This is a genomic window from Arthrobacter sp. SO5 (assembly GCF_020532805.1).
Classification (GTDB): domain Bacteria; phylum Actinomycetota; class Actinomycetes; order Actinomycetales; family Micrococcaceae; genus Arthrobacter.
In genome coordinates this window covers 25,409-50,328 of record NZ_MQTQ01000023.1, presented here as the reverse complement: position 1 = coordinate 50,328, position 24,920 = coordinate 25,409, and the positions used below count along the sequence as shown (strand labels likewise).

Annotated in this window: 28 protein-coding genes; 19 read left to right on the top strand and 9 right to left on the bottom strand. The window is 68.1% G+C overall.

Annotation, left to right across the window (positions count from 1 at the left end):
* Nucleotides 1-141: 141 nt before the first annotated feature.
* Nucleotides 142-459 (bottom strand): DUF6457 domain-containing protein, encoded by a 318-nt coding sequence (locus BJG92_RS04455; protein ID WP_232082816.1) that lies wholly within the window; start codon nt 457-459, stop codon nt 142-144.
* Between the two features lie 128 nt (nt 460-587).
* Nucleotides 588-1,568, bottom strand: coding sequence for a LysR family transcriptional regulator (locus BJG92_RS04450; protein WP_232082815.1), 981 nt, complete (start codon nt 1,566-1,568; stop codon nt 588-590).
* Between the two features lie 120 nt (nt 1,569-1,688).
* Here BJG92_RS04450 and BJG92_RS04445 point away from each other — a divergent pair, with 120 nt between their 5' ends.
* The 10 genes from BJG92_RS04445 to BJG92_RS04400 are packed head-to-tail and all read left to right on the top strand — an operon-like array spanning nt 1,689 to nt 11,856.
* Nucleotides 1,689-2,567, top strand: coding sequence for a xanthine dehydrogenase family protein subunit M (locus BJG92_RS04445; protein WP_232082814.1), 879 nt, complete (start codon nt 1,689-1,691; stop codon nt 2,565-2,567).
* A gap of 17 nt (nt 2,568-2,584) precedes the next feature.
* Entirely contained in the window at nt 2,585-3,139 is a 555-nt protein-coding gene (locus BJG92_RS04440; RefSeq protein WP_308011626.1) for a 2Fe-2S iron-sulfur cluster-binding protein, read from the top strand.
* Nucleotides 3,136-5,529, top strand: coding sequence for an aerobic carbon-monoxide dehydrogenase large subunit (locus BJG92_RS04435; protein ID WP_232082813.1), 2,394 nt, complete (start codon nt 3,136-3,138; stop codon nt 5,527-5,529). The genes BJG92_RS04440 and BJG92_RS04435 overlap by 4 nt, the downstream gene beginning before the upstream one ends.
* Before the next feature lies 1 nt (nt 5,530).
* Complete coding sequence (locus tag BJG92_RS04430) at nt 5,531-6,451, top strand: XdhC family protein (protein WP_232082812.1); 921 nt, start codon at nt 5,531-5,533, stop codon at nt 6,449-6,451.
* Nucleotides 6,435-7,106, top strand: coding sequence for an NTP transferase domain-containing protein (locus BJG92_RS04425; RefSeq protein ID WP_232082811.1), 672 nt, complete (start codon nt 6,435-6,437; stop codon nt 7,104-7,106). Before BJG92_RS04430 ends, BJG92_RS04425 begins: the two co-directional genes overlap by 17 nt.
* A complete protein-coding gene (locus BJG92_RS04420; RefSeq protein ID WP_232082810.1) occupies nt 7,103-8,038 on the top strand; it encodes a MoxR family ATPase in 936 nt (311 codons plus the stop codon). The genes BJG92_RS04425 and BJG92_RS04420 overlap by 4 nt, the downstream gene beginning before the upstream one ends.
* Complete coding sequence (locus tag BJG92_RS04415; protein WP_232082809.1) at nt 8,035-9,300, top strand: VWA domain-containing protein; 1,266 nt, start codon at nt 8,035-8,037, stop codon at nt 9,298-9,300. The genes BJG92_RS04420 and BJG92_RS04415 overlap by 4 nt, the downstream gene beginning before the upstream one ends.
* On the top strand, nt 9,300-10,067 hold the full coding sequence (locus tag BJG92_RS04410) for an SRPBCC family protein (RefSeq protein WP_232082808.1): 768 nt from the start codon (nt 9,300-9,302) through the stop codon (nt 10,065-10,067). Before BJG92_RS04415 ends, BJG92_RS04410 begins: the two co-directional genes overlap by 1 nt.
* Nucleotides 10,060-11,226: an XdhC family protein gene (locus tag BJG92_RS04405; protein ID WP_232082807.1), complete on the top strand. Its 1,167-nt coding sequence runs from the start codon at nt 10,060-10,062 to the stop codon at nt 11,224-11,226. Before BJG92_RS04410 ends, BJG92_RS04405 begins: the two co-directional genes overlap by 8 nt.
* Nucleotides 11,227-11,235: 9 nt before the next feature.
* On the top strand, nt 11,236-11,856 hold the full coding sequence (locus BJG92_RS04400) for an L-threonylcarbamoyladenylate synthase (protein ID WP_232082806.1): 621 nt from the start codon (nt 11,236-11,238) through the stop codon (nt 11,854-11,856).
* 9 nt (nt 11,857-11,865) lie between these two features.
* Here the strand turns inward: BJG92_RS04400 and BJG92_RS04395 are convergent, their stop codons facing one another.
* Together BJG92_RS04395 and BJG92_RS04390 are read right to left on the bottom strand one after the other, a co-directional pair.
* Nucleotides 11,866-12,183: a hypothetical protein gene (locus tag BJG92_RS04395; RefSeq protein ID WP_232082805.1), complete on the bottom strand. Its 318-nt coding sequence runs from the start codon at nt 12,181-12,183 to the stop codon at nt 11,866-11,868.
* Nucleotides 12,184-12,371: 188 nt separating this feature from the next.
* Nucleotides 12,372-13,274 (bottom strand): BTAD domain-containing putative transcriptional regulator, encoded by a 903-nt coding sequence (locus BJG92_RS04390; protein WP_232082804.1) that lies wholly within the window; start codon nt 13,272-13,274, stop codon nt 12,372-12,374.
* Nucleotides 13,275-13,733: 459 nt separating this feature from the next.
* On the opposite strand from BJG92_RS04390, the gene BJG92_RS04385 reads away from it, so the two are divergent.
* A complete protein-coding gene (locus BJG92_RS04385) occupies nt 13,734-13,997 on the top strand; it encodes a hypothetical protein (RefSeq protein ID WP_232082803.1) in 264 nt (87 codons plus the stop codon).
* Nucleotides 13,998-14,044: 47 nt separating this feature from the next.
* Here the strand turns inward: BJG92_RS04385 and BJG92_RS04380 are convergent, their stop codons facing one another.
* Nucleotides 14,045-15,040, bottom strand: coding sequence for a S1C family serine protease (locus tag BJG92_RS04380; RefSeq protein WP_232082818.1), 996 nt, complete (start codon nt 15,038-15,040; stop codon nt 14,045-14,047).
* A gap of 195 nt (nt 15,041-15,235) precedes the next feature.
* Here BJG92_RS04380 and BJG92_RS04375 point away from each other — a divergent pair, with 195 nt between their 5' ends.
* Both BJG92_RS04375 and BJG92_RS04370 read left to right on the top strand, forming a co-directional pair.
* Nucleotides 15,236-15,808, top strand: a complete 573-nt coding sequence (locus BJG92_RS04375) for an HtaA domain-containing protein (protein WP_232082802.1) — start codon at nt 15,236-15,238, stop codon at nt 15,806-15,808.
* A 299-nt stretch (nt 15,809-16,107) separates the two neighbouring features.
* Entirely contained in the window at nt 16,108-17,604 is a 1,497-nt protein-coding gene (locus BJG92_RS04370; RefSeq protein WP_232082801.1) for a cell wall metabolism sensor histidine kinase WalK, read from the top strand.
* Here the strand turns inward: BJG92_RS04370 and BJG92_RS04365 are convergent.
* Nucleotides 17,564-18,262 carry a response regulator transcription factor gene (locus BJG92_RS04365; protein ID WP_232082800.1) on the bottom strand — a complete coding sequence of 233 codons (699 nt, stop codon included), beginning with the start codon at nt 18,260-18,262 and terminating at the stop codon, nt 17,564-17,566. The genes BJG92_RS04370 and BJG92_RS04365 overlap by 41 nt on opposite strands.
* A gap of 82 nt (nt 18,263-18,344) precedes the next feature.
* On the bottom strand, nt 18,345-18,611 hold the full coding sequence (locus tag BJG92_RS04360; protein ID WP_232082799.1) for a hypothetical protein: 267 nt from the start codon (nt 18,609-18,611) through the stop codon (nt 18,345-18,347).
* A gap of 249 nt (nt 18,612-18,860) precedes the next feature.
* Here BJG92_RS04360 and BJG92_RS04355 point away from each other — a divergent pair, with 249 nt between their 5' ends.
* The 5 genes from BJG92_RS04355 (at nt 18,861) to BJG92_RS04335 (ending at nt 21,660) form a co-directional block, all read left to right on the top strand.
* On the top strand, nt 18,861-19,163 hold the full coding sequence (locus BJG92_RS04355; RefSeq protein ID WP_232082798.1) for a DUF4193 domain-containing protein: 303 nt from the start codon (nt 18,861-18,863) through the stop codon (nt 19,161-19,163).
* A 148-nt stretch (nt 19,164-19,311) separates the two neighbouring features.
* Nucleotides 19,312-19,713: a cupredoxin domain-containing protein gene (locus BJG92_RS04350; RefSeq protein ID WP_232082797.1), complete on the top strand. Its 402-nt coding sequence runs from the start codon at nt 19,312-19,314 to the stop codon at nt 19,711-19,713.
* Nucleotides 19,710-20,180: a hypothetical protein gene (locus tag BJG92_RS04345; protein ID WP_232082796.1), complete on the top strand. Its 471-nt coding sequence runs from the start codon at nt 19,710-19,712 to the stop codon at nt 20,178-20,180. Before BJG92_RS04350 ends, BJG92_RS04345 begins: the two co-directional genes overlap by 4 nt.
* Nucleotides 20,181-20,299: 119 nt before the next feature.
* Entirely contained in the window at nt 20,300-21,019 is a 720-nt protein-coding gene (locus BJG92_RS04340; protein ID WP_232082795.1) for a CDP-alcohol phosphatidyltransferase family protein, read from the top strand.
* Nucleotides 21,020-21,054: 35 nt separating this feature from the next.
* On the top strand, nt 21,055-21,660 hold the full coding sequence (locus tag BJG92_RS04335; protein WP_232082794.1) for a TMEM175 family protein: 606 nt from the start codon (nt 21,055-21,057) through the stop codon (nt 21,658-21,660).
* Nucleotides 21,661-21,706: 46 nt separating this feature from the next.
* On the opposite strand, the gene BJG92_RS04330 is transcribed toward BJG92_RS04335, so the two are convergent.
* Nucleotides 21,707-22,705 carry a pirin family protein gene (locus BJG92_RS04330; protein WP_232082793.1) on the bottom strand — a complete coding sequence of 333 codons (999 nt, stop codon included), beginning with the start codon at nt 22,703-22,705 and terminating at the stop codon, nt 21,707-21,709.
* A gap of 52 nt (nt 22,706-22,757) precedes the next feature.
* On the opposite strand from BJG92_RS04330, the gene BJG92_RS04325 reads away from it, so the two are divergent.
* The gene (locus BJG92_RS04325) at nt 22,758-23,426 is read left to right on the top strand and encodes an alpha/beta family hydrolase (protein ID WP_232082792.1); all 669 of its coding nucleotides are present in this window, start codon (nt 22,758-22,760) and stop codon (nt 23,424-23,426) included.
* Nucleotides 23,427-23,469: 43 nt separating this feature from the next.
* Here BJG92_RS04325 and BJG92_RS04320 read toward each other — a convergent pair whose 3' ends face one another.
* Entirely contained in the window at nt 23,470-24,753 is a 1,284-nt protein-coding gene (locus tag BJG92_RS04320) for a class I SAM-dependent methyltransferase (protein ID WP_232082791.1), read from the bottom strand.
* Between the last annotated feature and the right edge of the window lie 167 nt (nt 24,754-24,920).

The window sequence follows — 24,920 nt, the reverse complement described above, 5'->3', positions numbered from 1 at the left end:
GGGGGTGCTGCGGCGGGTCGTCCTGACCCTCCCGCGGGACATGTCCAGTCCTGCCCGCGGGCACCGGACATAGTGCCTTTATGTCCAGTCCCGGGCTCAAAGGCTGGGCATGTCCCCCGGGGTGGGAGCGGGGTGGAGCTGCTATTGGGCCCTCTTGGCCCAGCCCTCTTCGTCGGGGCCGCCGGATTCGCCGTGCTCGCACAGCTCAATGACCTTGTTGGAGGCGGCGTGAACGGCCTCCTGGGTGCTCTTGCGGCCGTCCGTGGACGCTGTGCCCGCAGCGAAGCCGACGATGAAGGCGCTGATCGCGTCCGCGTGCGGTCCGACTGCCTTCCGCGATTCCTCCGCAACTTCAACGATTTTCTCGTGGTCAACTTCCAGGTCGAGGATCTGCAGCGCCTGGATCAGCCGGCTGCTCCAGTGCCTCAGCGAGCTGTCCTCGTCACGGGTCAAAGTCATAGCTACTCCTCTTTGTAAAGTGTGTTTGTAGGGTGTGTGCGTCGATCGTCTACTCCACAAGGGGTAGCACCGACCACCCACATGTGCAACGCGACACAGGGCCCCGCGGCGCAGTGGCTACCTTTTCTTCAGCTCCACAGCGCAACGTGGAACTTCGAGCCCCGGCGCTCAAGTCCGCGGGATCCTCCCGGCGCGACCATCGCGGCAGTCGCGTCCGCGGTGTTGACGAAGCGCTGCAGCGTCTGCGCCATCGTGGTGGTCCGGCGGTGGTCCAGCGTGCTGGCCCACCACAGTCCCGTGAACGGGGTCCCGACGACGGGCAGGCGGACGAGTGCCCCGCTCTGGACCTCGGCGCGCACAATATGGCCGATCGCCAGCATGATCCCTTCCCCCGCCCGCACGGCAGCCAGCGCATCGGTCTCGCTGCTCAACCGGATAATGTCGGGCGCAACGCCCACGGACGCCAGCCAGCGCCCCTCTTCCGTGCCGGCCTGGATCCCGGCAGGTCCGGCAAACCAGGGCCTGCCCAGGAGCGTGGCCACAGACAGCGGACCGTGCAGCCGGGCCAGCGGATGGGACGAGGCCACCACGAACACCCGCTGGTAACGCAGGAAGGGAACGGACTCCAGGTCGAGCTCCGACGCAGCCGTGCCAGCTGGCGCCGTCGGCCGTGCGCCCAGGGCGATGTCGTAGGCCCGCTCGTGCAGGAGCGGGTCAAGGTCCTCCGCCGCCTCGACCACCACATCAACCCACGCGCCGGGAACCCGCTTGGTGAAAAGGTCCAGCAGCCGGCCGGCGGCATGTTCGGCAAAAGGCGCCGTGGCGACGATCTTCAGCCGTCCGGCGTCGTTCTTCGCGTGGGCGACCTCCCAGCGTGCCTGATCCGCCAGCCCGACGATGTTCTGGGCGTAGTCCGCCAGGGCCCGGCCGCCCGGAGTCAGTGCTACCCCGCCCTGGGCTCGCACAAACAAGGGGTCGCCGAGGTCTTGCCGCAGCGCCGCCAGTGCCGCCGAGACGGCCGGTTCGCTGACTCCGAGCGCTTCCGCGGCGGCGTGCAGCGAGCCCAGCCTGGCGACGAGGGCGAAGGTGCGCAGTTGGCTCAATGTCATGGACACGGCGTCATAACCTTTCGCTTATGACGATGTTGACACTCCATGTCAGGCGGGGCAAGACTTGCCTCAAATCGGCGCTCCGCGACGTTGCGAGCGCCCGGGAGTGAGGTAGGGACTATGCAGATTCCGGCTCCATTCGACTATGTGCGGGCCAGTTCGGTGGACAACGCACTGGAACTCCTGCAGCGCCACGGCACGGAATCCCGGGTCATCGCCGGGGGGCACAGCCTCCTGCCGATGATGAAGCTCCGGCTGGCCCGGCCCGAGTGGCTCATCGACATCAACGACCTTTACGAACTCGATTTCATCCTCCGCGACGGCGACACGCTGCGGATCGGCGCCATGACCCGGCACACCACCCTCCTCGAATCCGACGAGATCGCCGGGATCTTCCCGATCGTCCGGGACGCCGAGTCGGTCATCGCCGACCCGATCGTCCGGAACCGCGGAACCATCGGCGGTTCCCTCTGCCAGGCGGACCCGGCCGAGGACCTGTCCACCGTCTGCGATGTCCTGGGCGCGGAAGCAGTCATCCGCGGTCCGGCCGGCGAGCGCATCCTGACCATGGCCGATTTCCACCGCGGCCCCTACGAAACAGCTGTGGGCCAGGATGAGCTCCTGTGCGAGCTTCGATTCCCCCTTCGTCCCCGCTCGTCGAGCGCCTACGAGAAGGTGGAACGCCGCGTGGGCGACTGGGCCGTCGGCGCCGCCGGCGCCGCAATCACGCTCGCCGCGGACGGCACGATTTCCGACGCCGCCGTCGGACTCACCGCACTCGGCCTTGACGGCACCCTGGCTGAGGCCGCAGACGTGCTGCGCGGCCGGCATCCCGCGGAAGAGCTGTTCGTTGAGGCCGGACGGCTGGCTGCGGCAGCCTGTGACCCGGTGGACGACCAGCGCGGCCCCGTCGACTACAAGCGGCATCTGGCCGACGAACTCACACGGCGGGTGTTGCGGCTTGCCTGCACCCGCGCCGCCAAGACCCAGGAAGGCTGAAGCGGATGAAGGTCAGCATGACCGTCAACGGAAACGACGTCACGAACGAGATTGAACCGCGTGTTCTCCTGGTCCACTACATCCGCGAGGTCCTCGGCCTGACCGGCACCCACTGGGGCTGCGATACGAGCAACTGCGGCACCTGCGTGGTCCTGATGGACGGACAGCCGGTGAAATCCTGCACCGTCCTGGCGGCGATGGCCGCCGGGCACGATATCCGCACCGTGGAAGGACTCGCCAGCGGGGGATCCCTGGATCCTGTCCAGCAGGGCTTCATGGAGGAACACGGACTGCAATGCGGTTTCTGTACCTCAGGCATGATGCTGACCGCCCGCGCCTTGCTGGATAAGAATCCGCATCCTGACGCCACCGAGATCCGGCAGGCCATTTCCGGGCAGATCTGCCGCTGCACCGGCTACGCCACGATCGTGCGCTCCGTGCAGTGGGCAGCCGCCCACCCTGCGGGTACCGGCGTGGACGATGCACCGGCGGCCGACGAAGTCCTCGACGGCACGGACACTCCGGTCCCGGATTTCGCAACCGAGATAGTGGACACAGAGGTGAAGGCATGACCGTCATCCATGAACGGCCCAGCAATCCGGCGGCCGGCGACGAGGACCGCCCCATCGGCTACGGCCGGATCCAGCGCAAAGAAGACCCGCGCTTCGTCCGCGGCAAGGGCCACTACCTCGACGACATCGTCCTGCCCGGCATGCTGCACGGCGCCATCCTGCGCGCCCCCGTGGCGCACGCCCGGCTCGTCTCGATCGACACCACCAATGCCCTGGCCCACCCGAAAGTCCTGGCCGTCATCACCGGGAAGGACCTGCTGGGCCTGAACCTCGCCTGGGCACCGACGCTCTCCGCGGATGTCCAGGCCGTGCTGGTGACGGACAAGGTCCGGTTCCAGGGGCAGGAAGTCGCGTTCGTCGTGGCCGAGGACCGCTACGCGGCCCGGGACGCACTGGAACTGATCGACGTCGAATACGACGTCCTCCAGCCTGTCATCGACGCCCGCAAAGCGCTCGACGCGGACGCCCCCGTGATCCGCGACGAGATCGAGGGCCGGACGGACAACCGGATCTTCGACTGGGAAATGGGCGACAAAGCAGAAACCGAGGCCGTCTTCGCCTCCGCCGACGTCGTGGTCAGCCAGGAGGTCGTCTACCCCCGCGTGCACCCGGCTCCGATGGAAACCTGCGGGGCCGTCGCGGATTTCGACGCTGTCGACGGGCGGCTGACCCTGTATGAGACCACCCAGGCCCCGCACGCCCACCGCACGCTGTTCGCGATCGTCGCGGGGATCCCCGAGCACAAGATCCGCATTGTCTCCCCGGACATCGGCGGCGGCTTCGGCAACAAGGTCGGCATCTACCCCGGCTACATCCTCGCCGTCGTCGGCTCCATCGTCACCGGCCGGCCGGTGAAGTGGGTGGAGGACCGCTCGGAGAACCTGATGTCGACCTCGTTTGCCCGCGACTACATCATGCAGGGCGAGATCGCGGCCACCAGGGACGGCAAGATCCTCGCGGTGCGGACCAGCGTGCTGGCAGACCACGGCGCGTTCAACGCCACGGCCCAGCCGACCAAGACCCCGGCTGGCTTCTTCTCCATCTTCACCGGCAGCTACGACCTCAAGGCCGCCTACTGCAGCGTCACCGGCGTCTATACGAACAAGGCCCCCGGCGGCGTCGCCTATGCGTGTTCCTTCCGCGTCACGGAGGCCGTTTACCTGGTGGAACGGCTGGTGGACATCCTGGCCCGCAAGCTGGAAATGGACCCGGCCGAGCTGCGGCTGAAGAACTTCATCAAGCCCGAGCAGTTCCCTTATGCGAACAAGACCGGCTGGGTCTACGACTCGGGCAACTACGAGCCCGCCATGCGGCTGTCCATGGAAATGGCCGGCTATGAGGACCTCCGGCGCGAGCAGCAGGAAAAGCGGGCCAAGGGTGAATTGATGGGCATCGGGGTTTCGTTCTTCACGGAAGTCGTGGGCGCCGGGCCGCGCAAGCACTTCGACATTGTGGGCCTGGGCATGGCCGACGGCGCTGAGCTGCGCGTCCATCCCACCGGCAAGGCCGTGGTCCGCCTCTCGGTGCAGAGCCAGGGCCAGGGCCACGAGACGACGTTCGCGCAGATCGTCGCCGAGGAACTCGGCATCCCGCCGGAGGACATCGACGTGGTCCACGGCGACACGGACCAGACACCGTTCGGACTCGGCACCTACGGGAGCCGCTCGACGCCGGTCAGCGGCGGCGCCGTCGCCCTCGTCGCCCGCAAGGTGCGGGAGAAGGCGAAGCTCATCGCCGCGGCCATGCTCGAGACCCGGCCCGAGGACCTCGAGTGGGAGAAGGGGCGCTGGTTCGTCAAGGGCGATCCGGGCGCCGGGAAGACCATCGCCGAAATCGCCATGGGCGCCCACGGCACCGTCGCCCTGCCCGAGGGGGTCGACGGCAACCTCGACGCCGAGGTCACGTACGACCCGCCGAACCTGACCTTTCCCTTCGGCGCGTACATCTGCGTGGTCGACGTCGATCCCGGCACCGGGCGCGTCGTGGTGCGGCGCTTCATCGCGGTGGATGACTGCGGCACCCGGATCAACCCGATGATCATCGAAGGCCAGGTGCACGGCGGACTCACCGACGGCGTCGGGATGGCGCTGATGGAGATCATCGAGTTCGATGCCGATGGCAACTGCCTCGGCGGGTCCTTCATGGACTACCTGATCCCCACGGCCATGGAGGTGCCGGATTGGGAGACCGGCTTTACCGTCACCCCGTCCCCGCATCACCCCATCGGGGCCAAGGGCATCGGCGAGTCCGCCACGGTCGGTTCGCCGCCGGCGATCGTGAACGCCGTTGTCGATGCGCTGGCGCCCTACGGAGTGGTGCACATGGACATGCCCTGCACCCCGGCCCGGGTCTGGGCGGCGATGCAGGGCCGGGCAAGGCCGCCGATCTGATATGGCCCCGACCGGAGAGCCCCTGACGGCCCGGGCGGAGGAGCTCGCCGCCCGCCGTGAACCGTTCGTCCACGCCACCGTGGTCCGCGCCCAGCACCCCACGAGCTCGCACGCCGGGGATACCGCGCTGGTGCTGCCCACCGGCGAGATCCTGGGCTTTGTCGGCGGACACTGCGTCGAGTCCTCGGTGCGCGAGTACAGCCTCCAGGTGCTGGCGTCCGGGGAACCGCTCCTGCTGCGCGTGGTCCCCGGTGAGCCGTCCCGCACCGCCGGGGAAGGCGCCGTCGAGGTCTCCAACCCCTGCCTGAGCGGCGGGGCGATCGAGATCTTCCTGCAGCCTCGCGTTCCGGCACCCCGGGTCCTGGTGGTCGGCACGACTCCGGTAGCCCAGGCCCTGGAGACGCTGGGCTCTGGCGTCGGCCTGGCCGTGGAGCTCACCGACGGGGAATCGGCGGTGCCGCGGGCGGACGATGCGGCGCTGATTGTCGCCTCCCATGGCAAGGCCGAGGAAACCGCGCTCGAGGCAGGGCTGCGTGCCGGCGTGCCCTACGTCGCGCTCGTGGCCAGCGTTGCCCGGGGCGCCGCGGTGCTGGACTCGCTGGAGGTCGACGCGGCGCTGCGCTCGCGGGTGTTCACCCCGGCGGGACTGCAGCTCGGTGCCCGCACCCCCGGCGAGATCGCGCTCTCCATCCTGGCCCAGCTCATCCAGGAGCGGGCCACATCCCGGCATCACGCGGCACCGCCGGTGCCGGCTGCCTCCCCGGCGGAGGCGACGGCGATCGACCCGGTCTGCGGCATGGCCGTCGCGGCCGTTGACACCTCGCTTCACCTGGTGCACGACGGCGCTACCGTGTACTTCTGTTCACCCGGCTGCCGTGCCGGCTTCCGCAAGGATCCGGAGCGTTATGCCCTCACGTCCTGAGCAGTCACCCGCTGAAGCCAGGACCGCCGGGCTGATCCTCGCGGCAGGAGGTTCCCGCCGCCTCGGCCGGCCCAAGCAGCTGTTGCCCTACGGCTCCGGCGTGCTGCTCGACGCTGTCCTCGCCACCGCCCGGGACTGCGGCTTCGAGCAGACCATTCTGGCGTTGGGAGGAGCGGCCGCGGAGGTGCAGAGCACCGCTGACACCAGCGGCTGCGACATCGTAGTGAACCCCGACTTCGGCGAAGGCTGTTCCTCTTCGATCGCCACGGGGCTGGCCGTGCTGCACCCGGACACCGATGCTGTGGTTCTCCTCCTCGGGGACCAGCCGGGCGTCCGGGCGGCGACAGTGCGGGCACTGCTTTCCGCCCTCTTGGCGGAACGGAAGCCGGGGAGTCCCGAACAGGGCTCCGGGGACCGGCCCGGCCCGGGCATCGCAGTCTGCCGCTACGACGACGGCCTCGGCCATCCCATTGCATTTGCCAGAGAGTTCCTGCCCGGGCTGTCCGTCCTGCACGGCGACAAGGCGGTTTGGAAGCTGCTGGAGCAACGGGCGGACGACGTCGTCGAGCTCGCCGTCGCGGGGCCCGTCCCGCTGGACGTCGACACCGAAGAAGACTACCGCCAGGTCATGGCCGAGCTGGACGGAGTGAAGTGAACACGGCGGCACGCACGGGCGCCGAGCTGGAGGTGCAGCGCAGGGTGCCCGATGTCCCCTCGCTCATGGCGGAGCTGGACCGGAACGACTACCTGGCCGACGTCGGGCTGGCGACAGCCCTGTTCCTCGCCGTCCGGCTTCCGCAGCCCATCCTCCTGGAGGGTGAGGCCGGGGTGGGCAAGACGGAGGCGGCGAAGGCGCTAGCGCAGCTGCTGGATACGCCGCTGTACCGGTTGCAGTGCTACGAGGGCATTGATGCGGGTGAGGCGCTCTACGAGTGGAACCACCAGCGGCAGCTGCTCGGGATCCGGCTGGCGGAGGTGCGCGACGCCGCCGTCACCGAAGCTGACCTTTTCAGCCCGGAATACCTGCTGCGCCGTCCGCTGCTGCAGGCGATCGAGCACCCCGGCCCGCGCCCCGCGGTCCTGCTCCTGGACGAGATCGACCGGGCAGACGCCGAATTCGAGGCCTTCACCTTTGAGCTGCTGGCCGAGGCGGCGGTCACCATTCCGGAGCTCGGCACCGTCAGGGCCACCCATCCCCCGATCGTGATCCTGACCTCCAACCGGACCAGGGACCTGCACGATGCGCTCACCCGCCGCTGCCTCTACCACTGGATCGACTACCCGGGACCGGAACGGATCGCGGAGATCGTGCGCCGCCGGGTGCCGGAGAGCAGCGGAGCGCTGGCGCTGCAGGCCGCAGCGGTCATGACGAAGCTGCGTACGCTGGACCTGGCCAAGCCGCCCGGGATCTCGGAGGCCATCGACTGGGTTTCCGCCCTCGCCGTGCTGGGCATCGAACGCATCGACGCCGCGACGGCGGAGCAGACGTGGGGCTCGATCGTCAAGAACCGGGACGACCTGGAGCTGGTCGGCGCCCGCGGGGCGGCCTGGCTCGTGGGCGGCACCGGTGGGTTAGGGGACCGATGAGTGAGGTAAGCCAGGACACCGCGACTTTGCCACCGCCGGTGCAGGCTGCCGTCTTTACCGCCGCCTTCATCACCGCGCTGCGCCGGGCCGGCCTGGCCTGCTCCCCGGACCGGGCTGTCCGGCTCGCCGAAGCCCTCCGGCTGGTCCCTCCGCGCGACGTGGAGACGCTCTACTGGACGTCGCGGGTGGTGCTGATGTCCGCGCGCGAGCAGCTCCCGGTGTTCGACGCCGTCTTCACCGCCGTGTTCCTTAACGGCTTCAACCCTGCCATGCCGCTCGCAGGGCCGGCAGCGACGCCCGCCCCGCTGCCGGCGGCCCCCGAAGAAGCCCGCACCCGGCCCTCCCCCGCCGACAACCGGGCAGCACGGAGCGCGCCTTCGCTGCGGCAGCCGCACCCGGCCGTTGCCTCGGCCGGGCAGAACGGGCCGGAGGACAGCGATGCCCAGGAAAGGGAAGCCGTGCTGGCGATGGCCTCACCCGACGAGCACCTGCACGGGATGTCCTTCGCCGACCTCTCCGCGGCGGAGCTGCAGGACGTCAGGCGGCTGGCAGCCCGGATGCTGCTCGCCACGCCGACGCGGCTGAGCCGCCGTAGCCGCAAGTCCGCCCACAGCAGCGCCAGGCTGGACGTGCGGGCCACGGTCCGCGCGGCCCGGCGCTCCGGCTCGGACACCACCCGGCTGCTGTTCGCCCGGCGTCGGGAGCAGCGGCGAAAACTGGTGATGCTCTGCGACGTCTCCGGCTCGATGGAGCCCTACGCACGGATCTTCGTCTCAGTGCTCCAGGGGGCGGTGGCCAAGGCCGGGGCCGAGGCGTTTGTGTTCTCCACCCGCCTGACCCGGCTGACCAGGCAGCTCTCGCTGCGTGATCCCGACGAGGCCCTGGCCCGAGCCGCCGCCACCGCCCCCGACTGGGCCGGCGGGACCCGGATCGCCGATAGCCTCCGCCGTTTCGTCGACGAACACGGCCGCCGCGGGCTGGCCCGCGGCGCAGTGGTGGTCATCTTCTCGGATGGCTGGGCGCAGGAGGATCCGGCGCAGGTGGGGGCCCAGATGGCCCGGCTCCGAAGGCTTGCTTACCGGATCGTGTGGGTCAACCCGCGCAAGGCAGCTCCCGGCTACCTGCCGCTGGCTGGCGGAATGGCAGCTGCCTTGCCGTATTGCGATGCCTTCGTCAGCGGGCACAGTTACACGGCTTTGACCGAGGTTGCGGCCGCAATCCGCGGCGTCGGCCAGGCATCATCTGAAAGAAGGACGAACTAATGCAGATCGACAGCACATTCTCGGTAGTCGCACCGATAGACAAGGTCTGGGACACCCTGATGGACTTCGAACGGGTGGCAGGTTGTGTGCCCGGCGCTCAGATCCTCAACAAACTCTCCGACGACGCCTACCAAGTCGGCATGACCGTGAAGCTGGGACCGGTGAATATGCAGTACAAGGGCCTGCTGAACGTCATCGAACGCAACGCCGCCGAGCACCGCGCCGTACTCGGGGGAAAGGCGCAGGAAACGCGCGGCCAAGGCACCGCGGAGGCCACCGTTGTCATGTCCCTGGCCGACGGGCCCGGCGGCAGCACGAAGGGCACCGTGTCGGCTGACGTTGCGCTTTCCGGAAAGGCGGCTGCCATGGGCAAGGGCGTGATCGGCAGCGTCACGGAACAGATGATGGCACTCTTCGCTGGCAACCTGCAGGCCATGCTCGTGGAGCCGGTGGCAAAGGCGGCTCCGGAGGCGGCGCCGGTGGCGGCGGAGCATGCGCCGGTGCCAGGACCTGCGGCTCCCGCCTCGGCCGGCCAACCGACGGCGCCTGCTGCCACGCCCGCCGCCTTGCCGCCGTCGCCGGTCGCGGCCGCCGGCAGCCTGGACGCCCTGAGCCTGGCCCGGGGCATCGCCGCGGACCAGCTCTCCAGCCCCGGGAAGATCCTTGCCGTCGTCGCGGTGGTGGCCTGCGTCGCCTACTGGGCGGGCCGGCGGTCGGCCTTCCGCACCATGAAGATGTACGGCACGTGGCGGGCCGCCCATGCGTGATGTGCTCGCTGCCATCATGCCGGACTGGGAGCAGGGCCGCACCGCCGGCCTGGCCACCGTGGTGGGCACCTTCAAGTCCGCCCCGCGGCTCCCGGGCGCCTCCATGGTAGTCACCGCCGGAGGGGAAGCCGTCGGTTCGGTCTCCGGGGGCTGCGTCGAGGGTGCCGTGTACGACCTCGCCACGCAGGTCATGGGCGACGGCACCCCCGTCCTCGTCCGCTACGGGATCAGCGACGACGACGCCTTCGCTGTCGGCCTGACCTGCGGCGGCATCATTGACATCTTCGTTGAGCCGGTCTCGCAGCGGAGCTTCGCCGAACTTGATGACGTCAGGGCGGACATCGCCGCCGAACGGCGGGTGGGGGTCGTTACGGTAATCGAGCACGCGGACAGCCGCTGGCTGGGACGGCATCTCGTCGTACGGCCCGGCGGCTTTGAGGGTGACCTCGGCTCCGTGCGGGCCAACCAGGCAGTCGGCGATGACACCCAGGGGATGCTCGCCGCCGGGCGCTCCGGCATCCTGAACTACGGGCTCGACGGCGAACGCCTTGACGCCGGGATGCGCGTCTTCTTCGCAAGCTACGCCCCGCCTCCGCGGATGCTCGTTTTCGGGGCGATTGACTTCGCCTCGGCACTGGCCCGGCTCGGTGCCTTCCTGGGCTACCGCGTCACTGTTTGCGACGCCCGGCCGGTCTTCGCCACCGCGGCGCGCTTTCCTGATGCTGCCGAAGTGGTCAACGCGTGGCCGCACCGCTATCTGGCCGAGCAGTTGGCGAAAGGTCTCGTGGACGAGCGGAGCGTGCTGTGTGTGCTGACGCATGATCCCAAGTTCGATGTCCCGCTGCTGGAGGTGGCGCTGCGGGGCAGCCCGGTCGCATTCATCGGCGCCATGGGGTCGCGACGGACGCATGAGGACCGGATTGCGCGGCTTCGTGACGCAGGACTGAGCGACGCGCAGCTGTCCCGGCTGCACAGCCCGGTGGGGCTGGACCTGGGCGCCCGTACCCCCGAGGAAACGGCAGTGTCTATCGCCGCGGAGATCATCGCGAAGCAGTGGTGCGGCAGCGGGGAGCCCCTCCATCGGCTCGGGGAACGGATCCACCATGACGAGCTCCACGACGCCGGCCGGGTGCGGCAGCCGGACCGCCCCCCGGCGTAAGCTCGTCCCATGGCGAGATACTTTGACGTACACCCCGAGAACCCCCAGTCGCGCTCCATCAACCAGGCCGTGGAAATCGTGCGTTCAGGCGGCCTCATCGCCTATCCCACCGACTCCTGTTACGCACTGGGCGCCCAACTTGGGAACAAGGACGCTTTGGACCGGATCCGGACCATCCGCCATCTCGATGCCAAACACCACTTCACGCTGGTCTGCAAGGACTTCGCCCAGCTGGGCCAGTTCGTGCAGATCGACAACGATGTGTTCCGCAGCATCAAGGCCGTCACCCCGGGCAGCTACACCTTCATCCTGCCGGCCACCAAAGAGGTCCCTCGCCGGCTGCTCCACCCGAAGAAGAAAACGGTCGGCGTGCGCATCCCGGACAACGTGGTGGTCCAGGCCCTGCTGGCTGAACTCGGCGAACCCCTGCTGTCCAGCACGCTGCTGCTGCCGGATGAGGAGGAACCCATGACCCAGGGCTGGGAAATCAAGGAACGGCTGGACTATGTGCTGGACGCAGTGATTGATTCCGGCGACTGCGGCTCCGAGCCCACCACCGTCATCGACTTCTCCAGCGGCGTCGCAGAAGTCGTGCGCCGCGGCATGGGTGACCCCTCCCGGTTCGAGTAGGGCCCGGGCCTACGCGGAGGCCGTGCCGGCAGGTTCTGCGCGGGCAGGGTCTGCGCCGGACGGCGCTGCTCCGGACCGTTGTCTGTTGCGCAGCCAGCGACGGATAAGGTCGCCGGCGGCCAGCAGGCCTGCCAGCGGTGAAAGCACCGCAGCTGCGTAGACGAACAGCAGCCATGAGATCGTCGCCAGCAGCGACTGGTGCTTGCTCAGCAGCGACAGCCCGCCGACCAAGCCCAGGGCCCAGAACAGAACCACGACGGACAGCACGGCCGCGGCCGGAAAGTACTCGTTCGTGGCGGTACTCTTTAGAATTCTCAAGGTTTTCACGGACCCTCCTCATGCCTGGCGGTGGGAATATTCGCCGGGGTCATTTCAAGTATGGGGCCCGCCGGGACTTAGCTTTTCACGAATCCGTTCTACGTGATGAAGCTAACTCCGGAGTGCGGCGCCGGAACCCTAGCCGGCCCGCATCTACGGGGTCGGCAATGTCATCGGCGGACAGGGATTGAGCGTGCTCACACAGCGGCACGGACCCGTTGAAGGAATGAGTCGAGGACGCGGCCGGCATTCTCCTGCATTCGACGCGATTCGGGCGCGGCCACCTGCGGACACTTGGGCCCATGGAGCCGATCGCCGAGGTACAGCAAGGCGGCCAGGACTTCCGAAAGTTCGGTGTTCCCCTCGGCGCGTTGCCTCAGGAGCCTCAGATGCGCGGCCTGAAGAGCAGGGCCCGGCGTGCAGCCGAGATCGCGGTCGAAGAGCCGGCGGCAACGATCGTAGGCCGACAGGCCCTCAACCGGGAGCCCCGACTGTTCGTACCCGGCCACGAGGACCGTCCAGGCTCTCTCGTTGAGGGGCTCGGAACGGATGGCGGCCTGTGCCAGATGGATGGCGGCGTCCGGTTTGTCCAGGAAGGCGGCGGTCTCCGCGGCGAAGATCTGCGCCGCCACTTTTTCAGCGGCATGGCGGGTCCGGGCCTCATCGGCCCAGTCTGCTGCGAGTTCAAAGCCCAGCAGCGGCTCGGCCGAGATCTCCAGGGCCTGGAGCAGAAGCGCGTAAGCCTCGTCCGGAGATGACTGGCCGGCAGCACGGACCAGCCGGCGGAAGTTGCAGAGGTCCAGGTCCACGAGTTGCGGGTCCAGAACGTAGCCGCCGTTGGCGGTGCGGAGCGGGCCGGTCTTCGTATGGCCCGGCTGGATTGCCCGACGGATGCCGCTGACGTAGCTCTCCAGGGTTGCGACGGCGCCATCCGTGGCGCCGGCGCCCCACAGGATTTCAATCAGACGGGTTTTGGACACCGGTGTCCCCAGATTGAGCAAAAGAATTTCAAGGATATGCCGCGGCTTGCAGCCGCCCATGTCCGCCGCGGTGAGCGTGCTGCCCTCCCGGTGAATTTCAAAGGTTCCAAAAAGCCGCACAGAAATAGTTGGTGATGGACCTGTCAAATTTTCCACGATGTTCTCCGTTTTCCCCAGACAATACGAACCTAATCGCATCTCGAAGAGCCGAATCCTCAACGGAACTTTGCGGTGCTGAGACCCCTGTTCCTTCCGGCTTTCCATTGAAACCGTGACATGCCAAAAGGGGCGCAACAAGGAATGAAACTACGCGTTCTTTACCCGGAGGAAAGTCGGGTACACCGGGAAGTACTGCCGGGTAAGTTCCTGAACGGCTTTTGCAGGTATCCGCCCGGCCTGCCAAGTAGCCCTACGCCGCTGAGAATTTAAGCACCAAGTAATCGTGCGTCCGGCCGCACGAACCCGCGAAACCGCACCCAGGCTCCTGTGGATGACGCACTGCCGCGTCCAGATTTTCAGAAGGCCGGACCCGTACGGTCGGAGCGTCCGGAAGTCCCCCCAGCCCAGAAGGGTACGGACATGGCTCATACAACTCCCGGCGGCGCTTTCGGCCTGACGTCCGTCCAGGTGCCCCGCCCCCGCGGCCGGCACCTTCGCGAGTGCCGTGCCCGGCTAGGCGGGATGATCCGCAGGCTGCCGATCGGTCTAGGGCCGGTCAACCGTGGACTACGCGGCACGCCGCCCGAGGATCTCCTGATGGCCGGCGCGTGGAGAAACCCATTCCTCGACGAGCCGTCTCCCGATCCGCCGAAATCCCCCCGGGCCACCGTCTACAACGGCTAATTCGCCGGCGGAAGTTCGGCAAATTCCGGCAGTCGGCAATACACACCTTACGGCTGCTTTTCGGTCATTTCATCGGGAACCGCCACGACACGCATTTCCGTTCCCTCCCGCAGCACGGCCAGTTCCAGTGGCTCGCCAATCGCCTCAGCAAATAGGAGTTTTTGCAGGCTCTCCGCATTTGACACGGATTTCTCGCCAACGCTCAAGAGCACGTCTCCGGCACGCAGTCCCGCCCGTTCCGCCGGCGAGTCAGCGAGGACTTCGACCACAAGCAGTCCGTCGCGGCGCCCGGTCCGGACCACGGCGCTGGGCTGCAACTGGATGGGCGTATTAACGAGGCCCAGGTAGGCCCGCCTGACGCGGCCGTCCCTGAGCAGTGCGGCGATGATCCGGCGGGACGTGGCATTGATGGGGACCGCCAGGCCAAGGCCTGCCCCCGCGACGGCAGTATTGATGCCAACGATCCTCCCCCGGGCGTCTGCGAGCGCACCGCCTGAGCTTCCCGGGTTGAGGGCGGCGTCCGTCTGGATGACATCCTCGATCACGCGGCGGTTGCGCCCCGACCAGACCGGAATGGAACGGCCCAGCCCACTGACCACACCGGCGGTGACGGAACCGGACAGGCCCAGGGGGTTGCCCACGGCGATCACCAACTGCCCCACCTTGAGTCCTTCCGCGTCACCGAAGTCCGCCGGCGTCGCCGTCGGCGCCTTGCCCCGGACGACGGCGAGATCCGAGAGGGGGTCTGCACCCACGAGCTCCACTGCCGTCCTGGTCCCGTCGGCGAAGACCGCATGGCCGCTCCGCAGACCACCGACCACATGCGCATTCGTGACGAGGTAACCGTCCGCGGTGAAAAGGACCGCGGAGCCCGCCCCCACCCGGAACCTGCCGTTGCGTCCGCTGCCGGCCGTCATTTCGAGTGCGGCGACGTGCTGCGTAACCGTCTCGGCCACGCGAATTACCGTTGCGGAATAGGAATCCAGCAGGGATTCCGTGGGGTCTGACTCATCGTTCGCATCTGCTCCGGACGCCCTGCTGATCGCAGTAGCCACGGTGCACCTCCTTGAAGCGGTTCTTATCCAAGTCAACCACCGGGCACCCTGCCTTAGACCGGCACGGCGTACGCCGTGAGAGAAATACGCCCGACGCCGCGGCGCCGGGCCGCGGTTCACCGCGCCGCCGTTCCGCCGTTAGGCTCGTGGGGAGACCAGTCTTTTAGCCACAGGAGTACCTTCGTGAACCCACCCACCGCCTCGCCTCATCCGATGTCTCCGCTGGGCCTGACCTGGGGCATCAAGCGAAGTTTCATCGACTACATCGGCAGCCTGCCGGACGGTTCGGTCTCGGCGGCGGACGGTGCAGAAGTGCTTGAATCCGGCCTGTTCTGTTTCGCCCCCGACGACGCCGCAGACACCAGGGGCGCAGACGACCCCGGCTACAACCCCGCAAGCGCTGCAGGGTCCCTGCGCTTTCGCGGCGACGTCCGCCTCGGCGGCCATCACGGCATGCTGCTGCTGCGGCTGCTGGATCCGTGGATCACCTTCACCGGCAGCACGGGGGTTCTGTCCATCAGCACCGGTGGCGGCAGCGGCCGGGACCGGATCACGGTCGCTTTCGTGCGGGCCGCTGAACCCCGCGAGCTTGAGGGGTCCCTTGTCTGGGAGCACGTCGAGGTGGTGGTCTCCCCCGAAGGGTCCGAGCTGTTCGACGGACAGTACGCAGCGGGCCAGCCCCTGGACCCGCTGATCATCCGGGTCCCAGGTTCAGCCGCCGGGCAAGCAGGCAGCGGATCTACTTCGTCGCTTTGAAAGCATCTGCGCACTTTGCACGAACTCCGGACACACGATGACCGGCCGCACACTGGTTGAGGAGAGCGTGCGGCCGGTAGCCTGTCGTGGTCCCCTGCACGTGGCCGGGGTCCTTGGTTGAGGGAATCCGATCCCGCAACCTGTTCAGTTCGTCCTGCACTAACTGTGACCCAGAGCACCTGAGAGGACGCTGAGAGGACCGGACCGCTGCCGCCGGGGTGAACCGGCGGGAAGAGCGGCCGGAAGAATAGTGCCTCCCGACTGTTGTCGGGAGGCCGCCGGTGCCGCATTCTTGGAACATGGACCACGTGACGTCCGATCCCCCGGAATCCGGGCCCCGCCGCGGCCGGAACAGCTGGGGCGTGCGGAAGCGCACGACGGCGGCCGCCGTTGGCGTCGTCGCGATGGCGCTCCTGCTGGGGGGCCTGATTTGGCTGGTCCTCCTGCAGACGACGCTGACCGCCTCGACCGAATCGTCCGCCCGGCAGAAAGCACAGGACGTCATAGCGCAGCTCGCGGTGGACCAGGACATCGAGGATGCGATCGAGTACATCCTGTCGACCGGCTACGCGGGCCAGTTCGTGCAGCTTCTGGGCCCGGCCGGCGATGTGGTTGCCGGTTCGCAGCCGAAGATCTCCGTCCTGCCCCTCACGGGCCTGCGTCCCGGCCCCGGAAAGACCGCGATCCAGGACGTTTCCAGCCTCCCCAACATCGGCAACAACGATGACTTCCATGTGGTCGCCACCGGCGTCCGGGTTGGCGTCCGGGATTACACGGTTGTGGTCGCCTCGTCGGTGCAGGTGCAGTCCGAGACCGTCGCCACCGTGGCCTGGCTCATGCTTGCCGCCATGCCGCTCCTGCTGGCCGTGGTCGCGGTTGCGGTGTGGCTGCTGGTGGGAGGGTCGCTGCGACATGTCGAGAAGATCCGCGGCCAGGTCGCGTGGATCAACGCCGAGCACCTCGATGGCCGCGTCGACGTTCCGCCCACCAAGGACGAACTCCAGGCCCTGGCGCAGACCATGAACATGATGCTGGACCGGCTGCAGGCCTCGGACCGGGAGCAGCGGCAATTCGTCTCCGACGCCAGCCACGAACTGCGGAGCCCCCTGGCGACCCTGAGCGCCGGCGTGGAGATTGCCGCGGCAGATCCGTCCGGTGCCATGTGGCTGCAGATGAAGGATGTCCTGGCCGGCGAGACTGCCCGCATGCGTTACCTCGTCGACGACCTGCTGACGCTGGCGAAGGCGAATGACGGCGGTGTGAGCATTGAGAGTGTGGACGTGGACCTCGACGACGTCGTGGCACAGGAAGTCCGCCACCTGCGCTCGGCAAGCCGGCACCAGGTCAGCGCCGATCTCACCCCGGTCAGGATCAAGGGCGACGCCCGGCGGCTGGCGCAGGTGCTCCGCAATGTCCTCGACAATGCGGACAGGCATGCGCTCTCGATGATTCGTGTCAGCCTGCGCACCACCCCCGAGGGGGCTCTCGTGTCGGTCGATAACGACGGCGATCCGGTGCCGGAGGACGACCGGCAACGGATCTTCGAGCGGTTTGTCCGGCTCGATGAGAGCCGGTCCCGGGAGGGCGGAGGCAGCGGGCTGGGCCTGGCCATTGCGGCGGGCATCATGTCAGCTCACCAGGGGACCATTCGGGCAACCGAGGGCCCTGCGGGCGAATGCCGTTTCGAGATGGTCTTCCCCGAGGTGGTCTTCCCGATTACGAAGACGCCGGTTCCGCCGCAGGTCCCGTCCCAGGCTACTGCCCGGCTGCGCCCTCTGGGATCTTCTCGGCGCTGAGCAGATACCCCATCCCCCGGACCGTCGCGAGGCTGCTGACGCCGAACGGAGCATCGATCTTCCGCCGCAGGTAGCCGATGTACACCTCCACCACGTTGTCCCCGCCCTCATAAGCTGAATCCCAGACGTTATCGAGGATCTCCGATTTTGAGACGATCTGGTCGTGCCGGCGCATCAGATACTGCAGCAACCCGAACTCGCGGGCGGTCAGGCTGATCAGCCGGCCGCTGCGGCGGACGCTGCGGTCAACCGGGTCCAGCGTCAGGCTCCCCAACGTCAGCACCACGGGCCGCTCGGGCGCTCCCCGGCGGATCAGGGCCCTGATCCGCGCCACCAGCACCAGGAAGCTGAACGGCTTGGTGAGGTAGTCATCGGCGCCAAGGTCAAAGGCATCAGTCTGGTCATATTCGCCGTCCTTCGCGGTGAGCATCAGCACCGGCGTCCAGACTTTCCGCTGCCGCAGTTCCTTCAGGACGTCGTAGCCGTTCTTCAGCGGCAGCATCAGATCGAGCAGGATGACGTCATACGGGTTTTCCGTGGCGGCGGAGAGTCCGCTGACGCCGTCGTGAGTAAGATCCACGACGAACCCTTCATTGATCAGCCCCCGGCGGACGGTATCGGCCAGAACCTTCTCATCCTCCACCATCAGAACCCTCATGGCGCGACTCCTCTCCTCAGGGACAGCTCCTCAGGGACAGTATGCCGCTTCCGGGTGGATCTGGGGTGCGAACCCCCGATTCCTAGCCGTCTCCCTGGACCTGAGTCATCTGGGGCACGGAGTCGAAGAGCCAGCCGGCGACGTCGCTGCGCAGAACCAGGTGCGGCCCGCCCGTGGCGCTGACGTTGCCGTTGGGAACGTAGTATCCGCGTCCGGCACCGGGGCCGCCGGCGGCACGGTCCAGGGCCTCGATGAGGGGCCTCGTGAGATGCCCGTGGGGGCCGAGGGACCGAAGTCCGTCGAGTTCGGGCGGGGTGAGCCGCCCCAGCACTACAGCGATATCGGCCATGATGATTCCCTTCCGGCGGATGGTGCCTAAGGAATCAGGATAGGGCTGCGCCATTAACGCCACATGAAATCCGGGCGACCATCATGGATCAACAACGACGGCGGCTGGAGCGTGATCTGATCCGCCGGCCCGTTGCCCGGTGTCATGAGGGTCACTGCACACAGGCCCCCTACACCCAGAGTATTAACGGTTGGATGCTGTACCGTTCAATCCCGGGAAACCCAGAACAACGGAAACGAGTACCAACACGTGGCAACCGATTATGACGAAGTCCGATCCGACGTCGCAGAATCCCGCAACGCCTCCCTTGAGGCCCTGCGCTCCGCGAATGCGCCGGACGCGCGCAGCGTCGTGCGTGAACTCGATGAGGCAGACACCTCGGAGGGCGTAGAACTGCCGGGCGCCGACCTGTCCGGCGAGGAACTGACAGTGACAGTCATTCCGCAGAAAGAGGACGAATTCACGTGCTACTCGTGCTTCCTTGTCCGGCACCGCTCCCAGCTGGCCAGCGAGAAGGCCGGCCACTCGTTCTGTGCTGACTGCATGAGCTAGCTCCGTCGGGGCGCCGGATTCCGGCCAGATCGAAAAAACCGGATGGCCGGTGCCATTTCGCCGCGGCGGGCGCAGAATGGGTGGTATCAGCTCCGCCTGCACTTCCCTTCCCACTGCAGAGGATGGTGCTGCAGAGGATGGTGGCGACATGACTACCGGCAGGCTCCGTTCCCTCACGCTGGCACTGCTGCTGGCCTGTGTGCTGGCTGGGACCGCCAGCTGCTCCAGTGGCGGCGCAAACCCGGCCGCGACGTCGCCGGCCGGCCAGGCCACAACAGGTGCCCCGGCGTCCGGCTCGGTGGCGACGTCCATCACCGTCAAGGACTTCGGCTACGGAGCCCCGATCACCGTGTCCCCGGGCGCAACGGTAGCCGTGACCAATATGGACAGTGCCCGGCACACGGTGACGGCCGACGAAGGATCCGCGTTTGACGTGGACGTCCAGGGCAACGGCGGCACGGGCACGTTCACCGCGCCGAGTCAGCCGGGAACGTACGCCTACCACTGCACCTTCCATCCGGGCATGCACGGGACGCTGACAGTCAGATGAGCGCCCCAAGCAGCACCGGAAATACCGCCGCCGTGCGGGGTGCTGACCTCGCCCTGCGGGTGCTGACCGCCCTTGCCCTCCTCGTCGACGCCGGCGTCCACATCCACCTCGCTCCCGGCTACCAGGCCGCCAGCGCGGGCGGGATCGGCCAGGGCACCCTGTTCCTGCTCGAGGCCGCCGCGGCCATCCTCGCTGCGGCGTACGTCCTGCTGCGCGGCACCCGCGCTGCCTACGCGGTCGCGTTCGTGGTGGCCCTGAGCGCCTTCGCCGCAGTCATCACCTACCGATACGTCAACATCCCGGCCTTCGGACCGTTTCCGGCCATGTACGATCCGACATGGTTCTTCGAGAAATCCCTCAGTGCGGTGGCGGAGGCCGCCGGGGCTGTCCTGGCGGCTATCGGCTTCGCCCGTGCGCCGCGGACCGCACGTCCTGGCACGACGCGCGCGCAGAGCCGCTCGTCCTGACCCCGCCACCGGATACGCTGGTGCCCCGCACGTAGATTGAGCGTGCTGAACCCGGCGCGGAAGGTTTTGCTGGCATGGCGGCGAGATGGTTGGTGGACGGAAGGTCAGCGCCGCGAGCGGTGGCTGACGTGACGGCCGCGGTGGCAGCATTCCTGGTTGCCGGAACCTGGCTTTGCGTCTCGGCTTTCCCCGTCCCAGGACAGTACGTATTCCTTGCCGCCGCGATTGCCGCCGGCGGCGCGGTGATCGGCCGTGCGGCAGCCTCGATCCTCCGCCGCGTGCCCCCGGTCTGCACACCGGCGGACCGCATCACGCTGGTCCGTGCCGTGCTGGTGGCCTGCTGTGCCTCGCTGACTGCCGCCGGTCTGCTGGCCGGAGTCCCTTCCGGCAGCCTCCTCGTCCCGCTTGGCACGGCCGCTTACCTCCTCGACGCCGTCGACGGTCCGGTGGCGCGGGCCACCGGCACCGCTTCCGCCGCCGGTTCGCGCCTGGACACTGATACCGACGGCGCCCTCGTCCTGGTGCTTTCCTGCGCGGCCGCCACAGTCACGGGCCCGTGGACGCTGGGGATCGGGCTGCTGTACTATGCGTTCCTTGCCGCGGGATGGTTCCGGCCCTCACTGAGGGAACCCCTTCCACCGAATGCCGCCCGTAAGATCATCGGCGCCCTCCAGTCGGCCGCGTTGCTGTTTGCCCTGACACCGGGCGTCCAGCGTGGGCCGGGAGCGGCTGCGGTGGCCCTGGCGCTGGTGCTGCTGGCTCTTTCCTTCGGCCGCGACGTCGTCGAGTTGGAGCGGCTGCGCCGCGACAATCTGGCCGCGGCCATGCACCCGGCGTAGACTCCTCGCAGACATATGAAGGTTGGGAGGCCCTCATGAACAAGAACCGGCTGGAGGCCTTCAGCGACGGTGTGCTGGCCATCATCATCACCATTATGGTCCTGGAACTGCACATCCCTGCGGAGCCGACCTGGCAGGCGCTGCTCGATGAACTCCCCACATTCTTGAGCTACCTCTTGAGCTTTGTGTATGTCGGGATCTACTGGGCCAACCACCACCACCTGCTCCATCTGGCCGGCAAGATCAACGGAGCGGTTCTCTGGGCCAACCTTCATCTGCTGTTCTGGCTGTCGCTGTTCCCGTTCACCACACGGTGGATGAACAGCGCCGGCTGGATGGAAGTCCCCGTCCTGGTCTACGGCCTGAACCTGCTGCTTGCCGCCATCGCCTATTACCTGCTGAAGCTGACCCTGATCCGGCAGCAGGGACGGGATGGTCCGCTTGAGCGCGCGATGGGCCGGGACTGGAAAGGGAAAGCGTCCCCCCTCCTCTACCTTCTGGGCATGGGGCTTAGCCTGGTGAACCCCGTCCTGGGCCTCGCCGTCTACTCGGGTGTGGCCGCCCTGTGGCTGATCCCGGACCGGCGCGTTGAACGGTTCCTCACGCACCCGGCCGGCTCCGGGGCTGAATCCCACAACTAAAACCCTGCCGCGGGTCCCGCAATCATCGCTTTCCGTTCGAGCCGGCTCAGCCGCGGGGCCGCATGCGGACGTTCGGCAGGACAGGGGCGGGCAGCGGTGAGGGTTCGCCCGGCGGGAAGGTGCCGAATCGCGGGACATCCCCGGCCTCATCTGCCCCACCGGGACGGACCTCGGCGCCGATTTCGGCCTGCCACTGCGCCCGGTAGCCCGCAATCTCCTCGTGGCTGCGGCCGACGAAATTCCACCACATCACGATCTGCTCGCCCAGGGGTTCCCCGCCGATCAGAAGCACCCGCAAGGGTTCGGAGCCGGCGCCCAGCGTCAGCGAGTCCCTCCCTGCGGGCAGATACGCCAGGTGGTCCCTGGCAACGGGGTGCCCGTCGAGGCCCAGGCTCCCCTGGTCTACCAGCACGCCGTGTTCGAAGCCCGGATCGACGTCGAGCGTCAGCGCCGCCCCGGCGTCGAGCACGATCTCGGCGCCCAGCAGCCGGGTGTGGGTGGTGACCGGGGAGCGCGAGCCGGCGAGCGAACCCAGGAACACGCGCAGGGTCCAGCCGTCCCCGGCCAGCGGCTCGGGACGGTAATGCTCGAAGCTCGGTTCCATATGGCGGGCGCTGTCCGGAAGGGCCACCCACAACTGGGCGCCGTGCAGGACGGTCGTTCCCGGGGTGGAGAACTCGGAATGGCTGATGCCGCGGCCGGCCGTCATCAGGTTGACTTCCCCGGGCCGCACCGCAGCGTGGAAGCCCGCCGAGTCGCGGTGCTCGATCTCACCGGTGAACAGCCAGCTGACCGTCTGCAACCCCGTATGCGGGTGGCGCGGCACCTGCATCCCGCCGGACACACCGACGGCGTCGGGCCCGTAGTGGTCCAGGAAGCACCAGGCTCCGATCAGGCTGCGCTGGCGCTGGGGAAGGGTGCGCCGCACATCCATGGCCCGCGGGCCGCCCAACGGAACCTGCCGCGGCACCAGTACTTCGACGCCGGCACAATCGGCGCCGGATGCGCAGAGCATTTCCTGAGGGGCAACTTCGGTATTGCTCATGGTGACAGCCTACCGATCGGCGCACACGACGCGCAGACCCCATCATGGAACCATGAGCATCCCGGAGTCCCCCCTCACATTTGCCGTCGGCGAGACAGCCGTTTCGGGCGTTTATGCCCGCCCCGGCGATCCCTTCGCGTCGCTGGTGGTGGCGCACGGCGCGGGGTCCGGCATGGAGCACCCCTTCCTGGCCGGATTCACCCGAGCCCTGAACGCGCAATCCGTCGCGACGCTGCGGTTCAACTTTCCGTACCGGGAGGCCGGCAGGAAATTCCCGGACCGCCCCCCGGCGGCGATATCCGCCTGGCGGGCCGCCATGGCCGAGGCCCGGGCGCGCTCGGACGGGGAGCCGGTCTGGGCGGCCGGCAAGTCCTTTGGCGGGCGCATGGCCTCGATGGCCGTGGCAGAGGGGATGGAGGCCGCGGGTCTGGTCTATCTGGGCTACCCGCTGCACCCGCCGGGCAAGCCGGAGAAGATCCGGGATGAACACCTCTATGGCCTGTCGCTGCCGATGCTATTCCTGCAGGGCACGCGGGATCCGTTCGCGACTCCTGGGCTGCTCGAGGCCGTGGTTGCCCGGATCGGATCGCGGGCGACCCTTCAGTGGTGCGAGGGCGGCGGCCACACCTTCGAGGTCGCGGGCCTGAAGCGCACCCCGGAAGAGGTCGGTGCCGCACTCGCCGGGCCGGTTGCGGCGTTCATGAAGCGGCACACCGTGTGATCAGCGTCCGGCCACGGAGTGGAAATCGGGGGCCGGGGCGGCCTCACATCCAGGCGCTACGGCGCATCGGCGGTCCGTCGCCGCCGGGCCGCTGCACGAGGACCTGGTTGACGCCGGTTATTCCGGTCTCGAAGCCCAGGGCGCTCGCGGCCATGTAGAGCCGCCATACCCGGGCCCGTCCAGCGCCGGCGGCCTGCACGGCCTCATCCCAGCGCTCCTCGAGATTGTGCACCCAGGCCCGGAGGGTCAAGGCGTAGTGGCGGCGCAGGGCCTCGACGTCGAGCACTTCGAACCCGCAGGACTCCAGCGCGACGACGGTCTCCGCGAGGCTGAGCATCTCCCCGTCCGGGAAGACGTAACGCGGAATGAACGAATCCGGGTCCGGTGCGGCGGGCCCGGCATTCCAGGAGATGGCGTGGTTGAGCAGCCGTCCGCCGGGGCGCAGGAGCCCGTGCAGCCGGGAGGCGTAGTGGGGCATCTGGTCGCGGCCGACGTGCTCGGACATCCCGATGGAGCTGATCGCATCGAACGGGCCGTCCTCGACGTCGCGGTAGTCCTGGACCCGGATGTCCACGCGGTCCGCCAGCCCGGCCTCCGCGACGCGCTTGCCGGCGAGTGACGCCTGTTCCGTAGAGAGCGTGACGCCGACGACGTCGACCCCGTAACGCCGGGCGGCGTGCAGGGCGAAGCTGCCCCAGCCGCAGCCGACGTCGAGCACCCGCATGCCCGGCTGCAGCCCCAGCTTTCGGCAGACGAGGTCGATCTTGGCCTCCTGGGCGGCCTCCAGGCCGGCGTCCTCTGCCTCCCAGACCGCGCAGGAGTACACCATCGACGGCCCAAGGACCATGGCGTAGAAATCATTGCCGACGTCGTAGTGGTGCGAAATGGCCGCGGCGTCGCGCTGCTTGGAGTGCCGGCGGCCGGCACGGACAACCTTCGCTTCCTCGGGCGGCGGCGCAGGTTTCGGCCCCAGCGCCCCGAGCCGGACGGCCGTCTTGACGAGCGTTCCCAGCTCCCGGGCGGTCAGCCGACGGAACGGACCCGGTTCCGCGAACTTGCCGGCGGAACTCAGCGCCGTGAAGGCCTCGAAGATGTCGCCCGGAGCATCGATGTCCCCGGCGACATAGGCGCGGCTGAGGCCCAGCTGCCCGGGTGACCACAGGATCCGGCGCAAAGCCCGGCGAGTCCGGAACACCAGCACCGGGGCGCCCGCCGGACCGGCCTCGGAGCCGTCCCAGGCCTGCAGCCGGACCGGGATTTCCTTAGTGCCCAGGACAATGGCCAGCCCCTCGGCCAGCCGTGCTGCCACACCTGTGGTTATCGTCATGGCGCTTGCCTCTCTTCCGACGGCGTCCTTTTGCCCCAATCTATTCGCAGCGGTGGCCTTCGAACAGAGGCCAGACGTCCCAGACCCACCAAGGGTCCCCCGCACCCGGTTTGCGGGCGGCACTGCCCCCCCGGTGGGATACGTGCGGCGGTGGCTATGACAAGTGC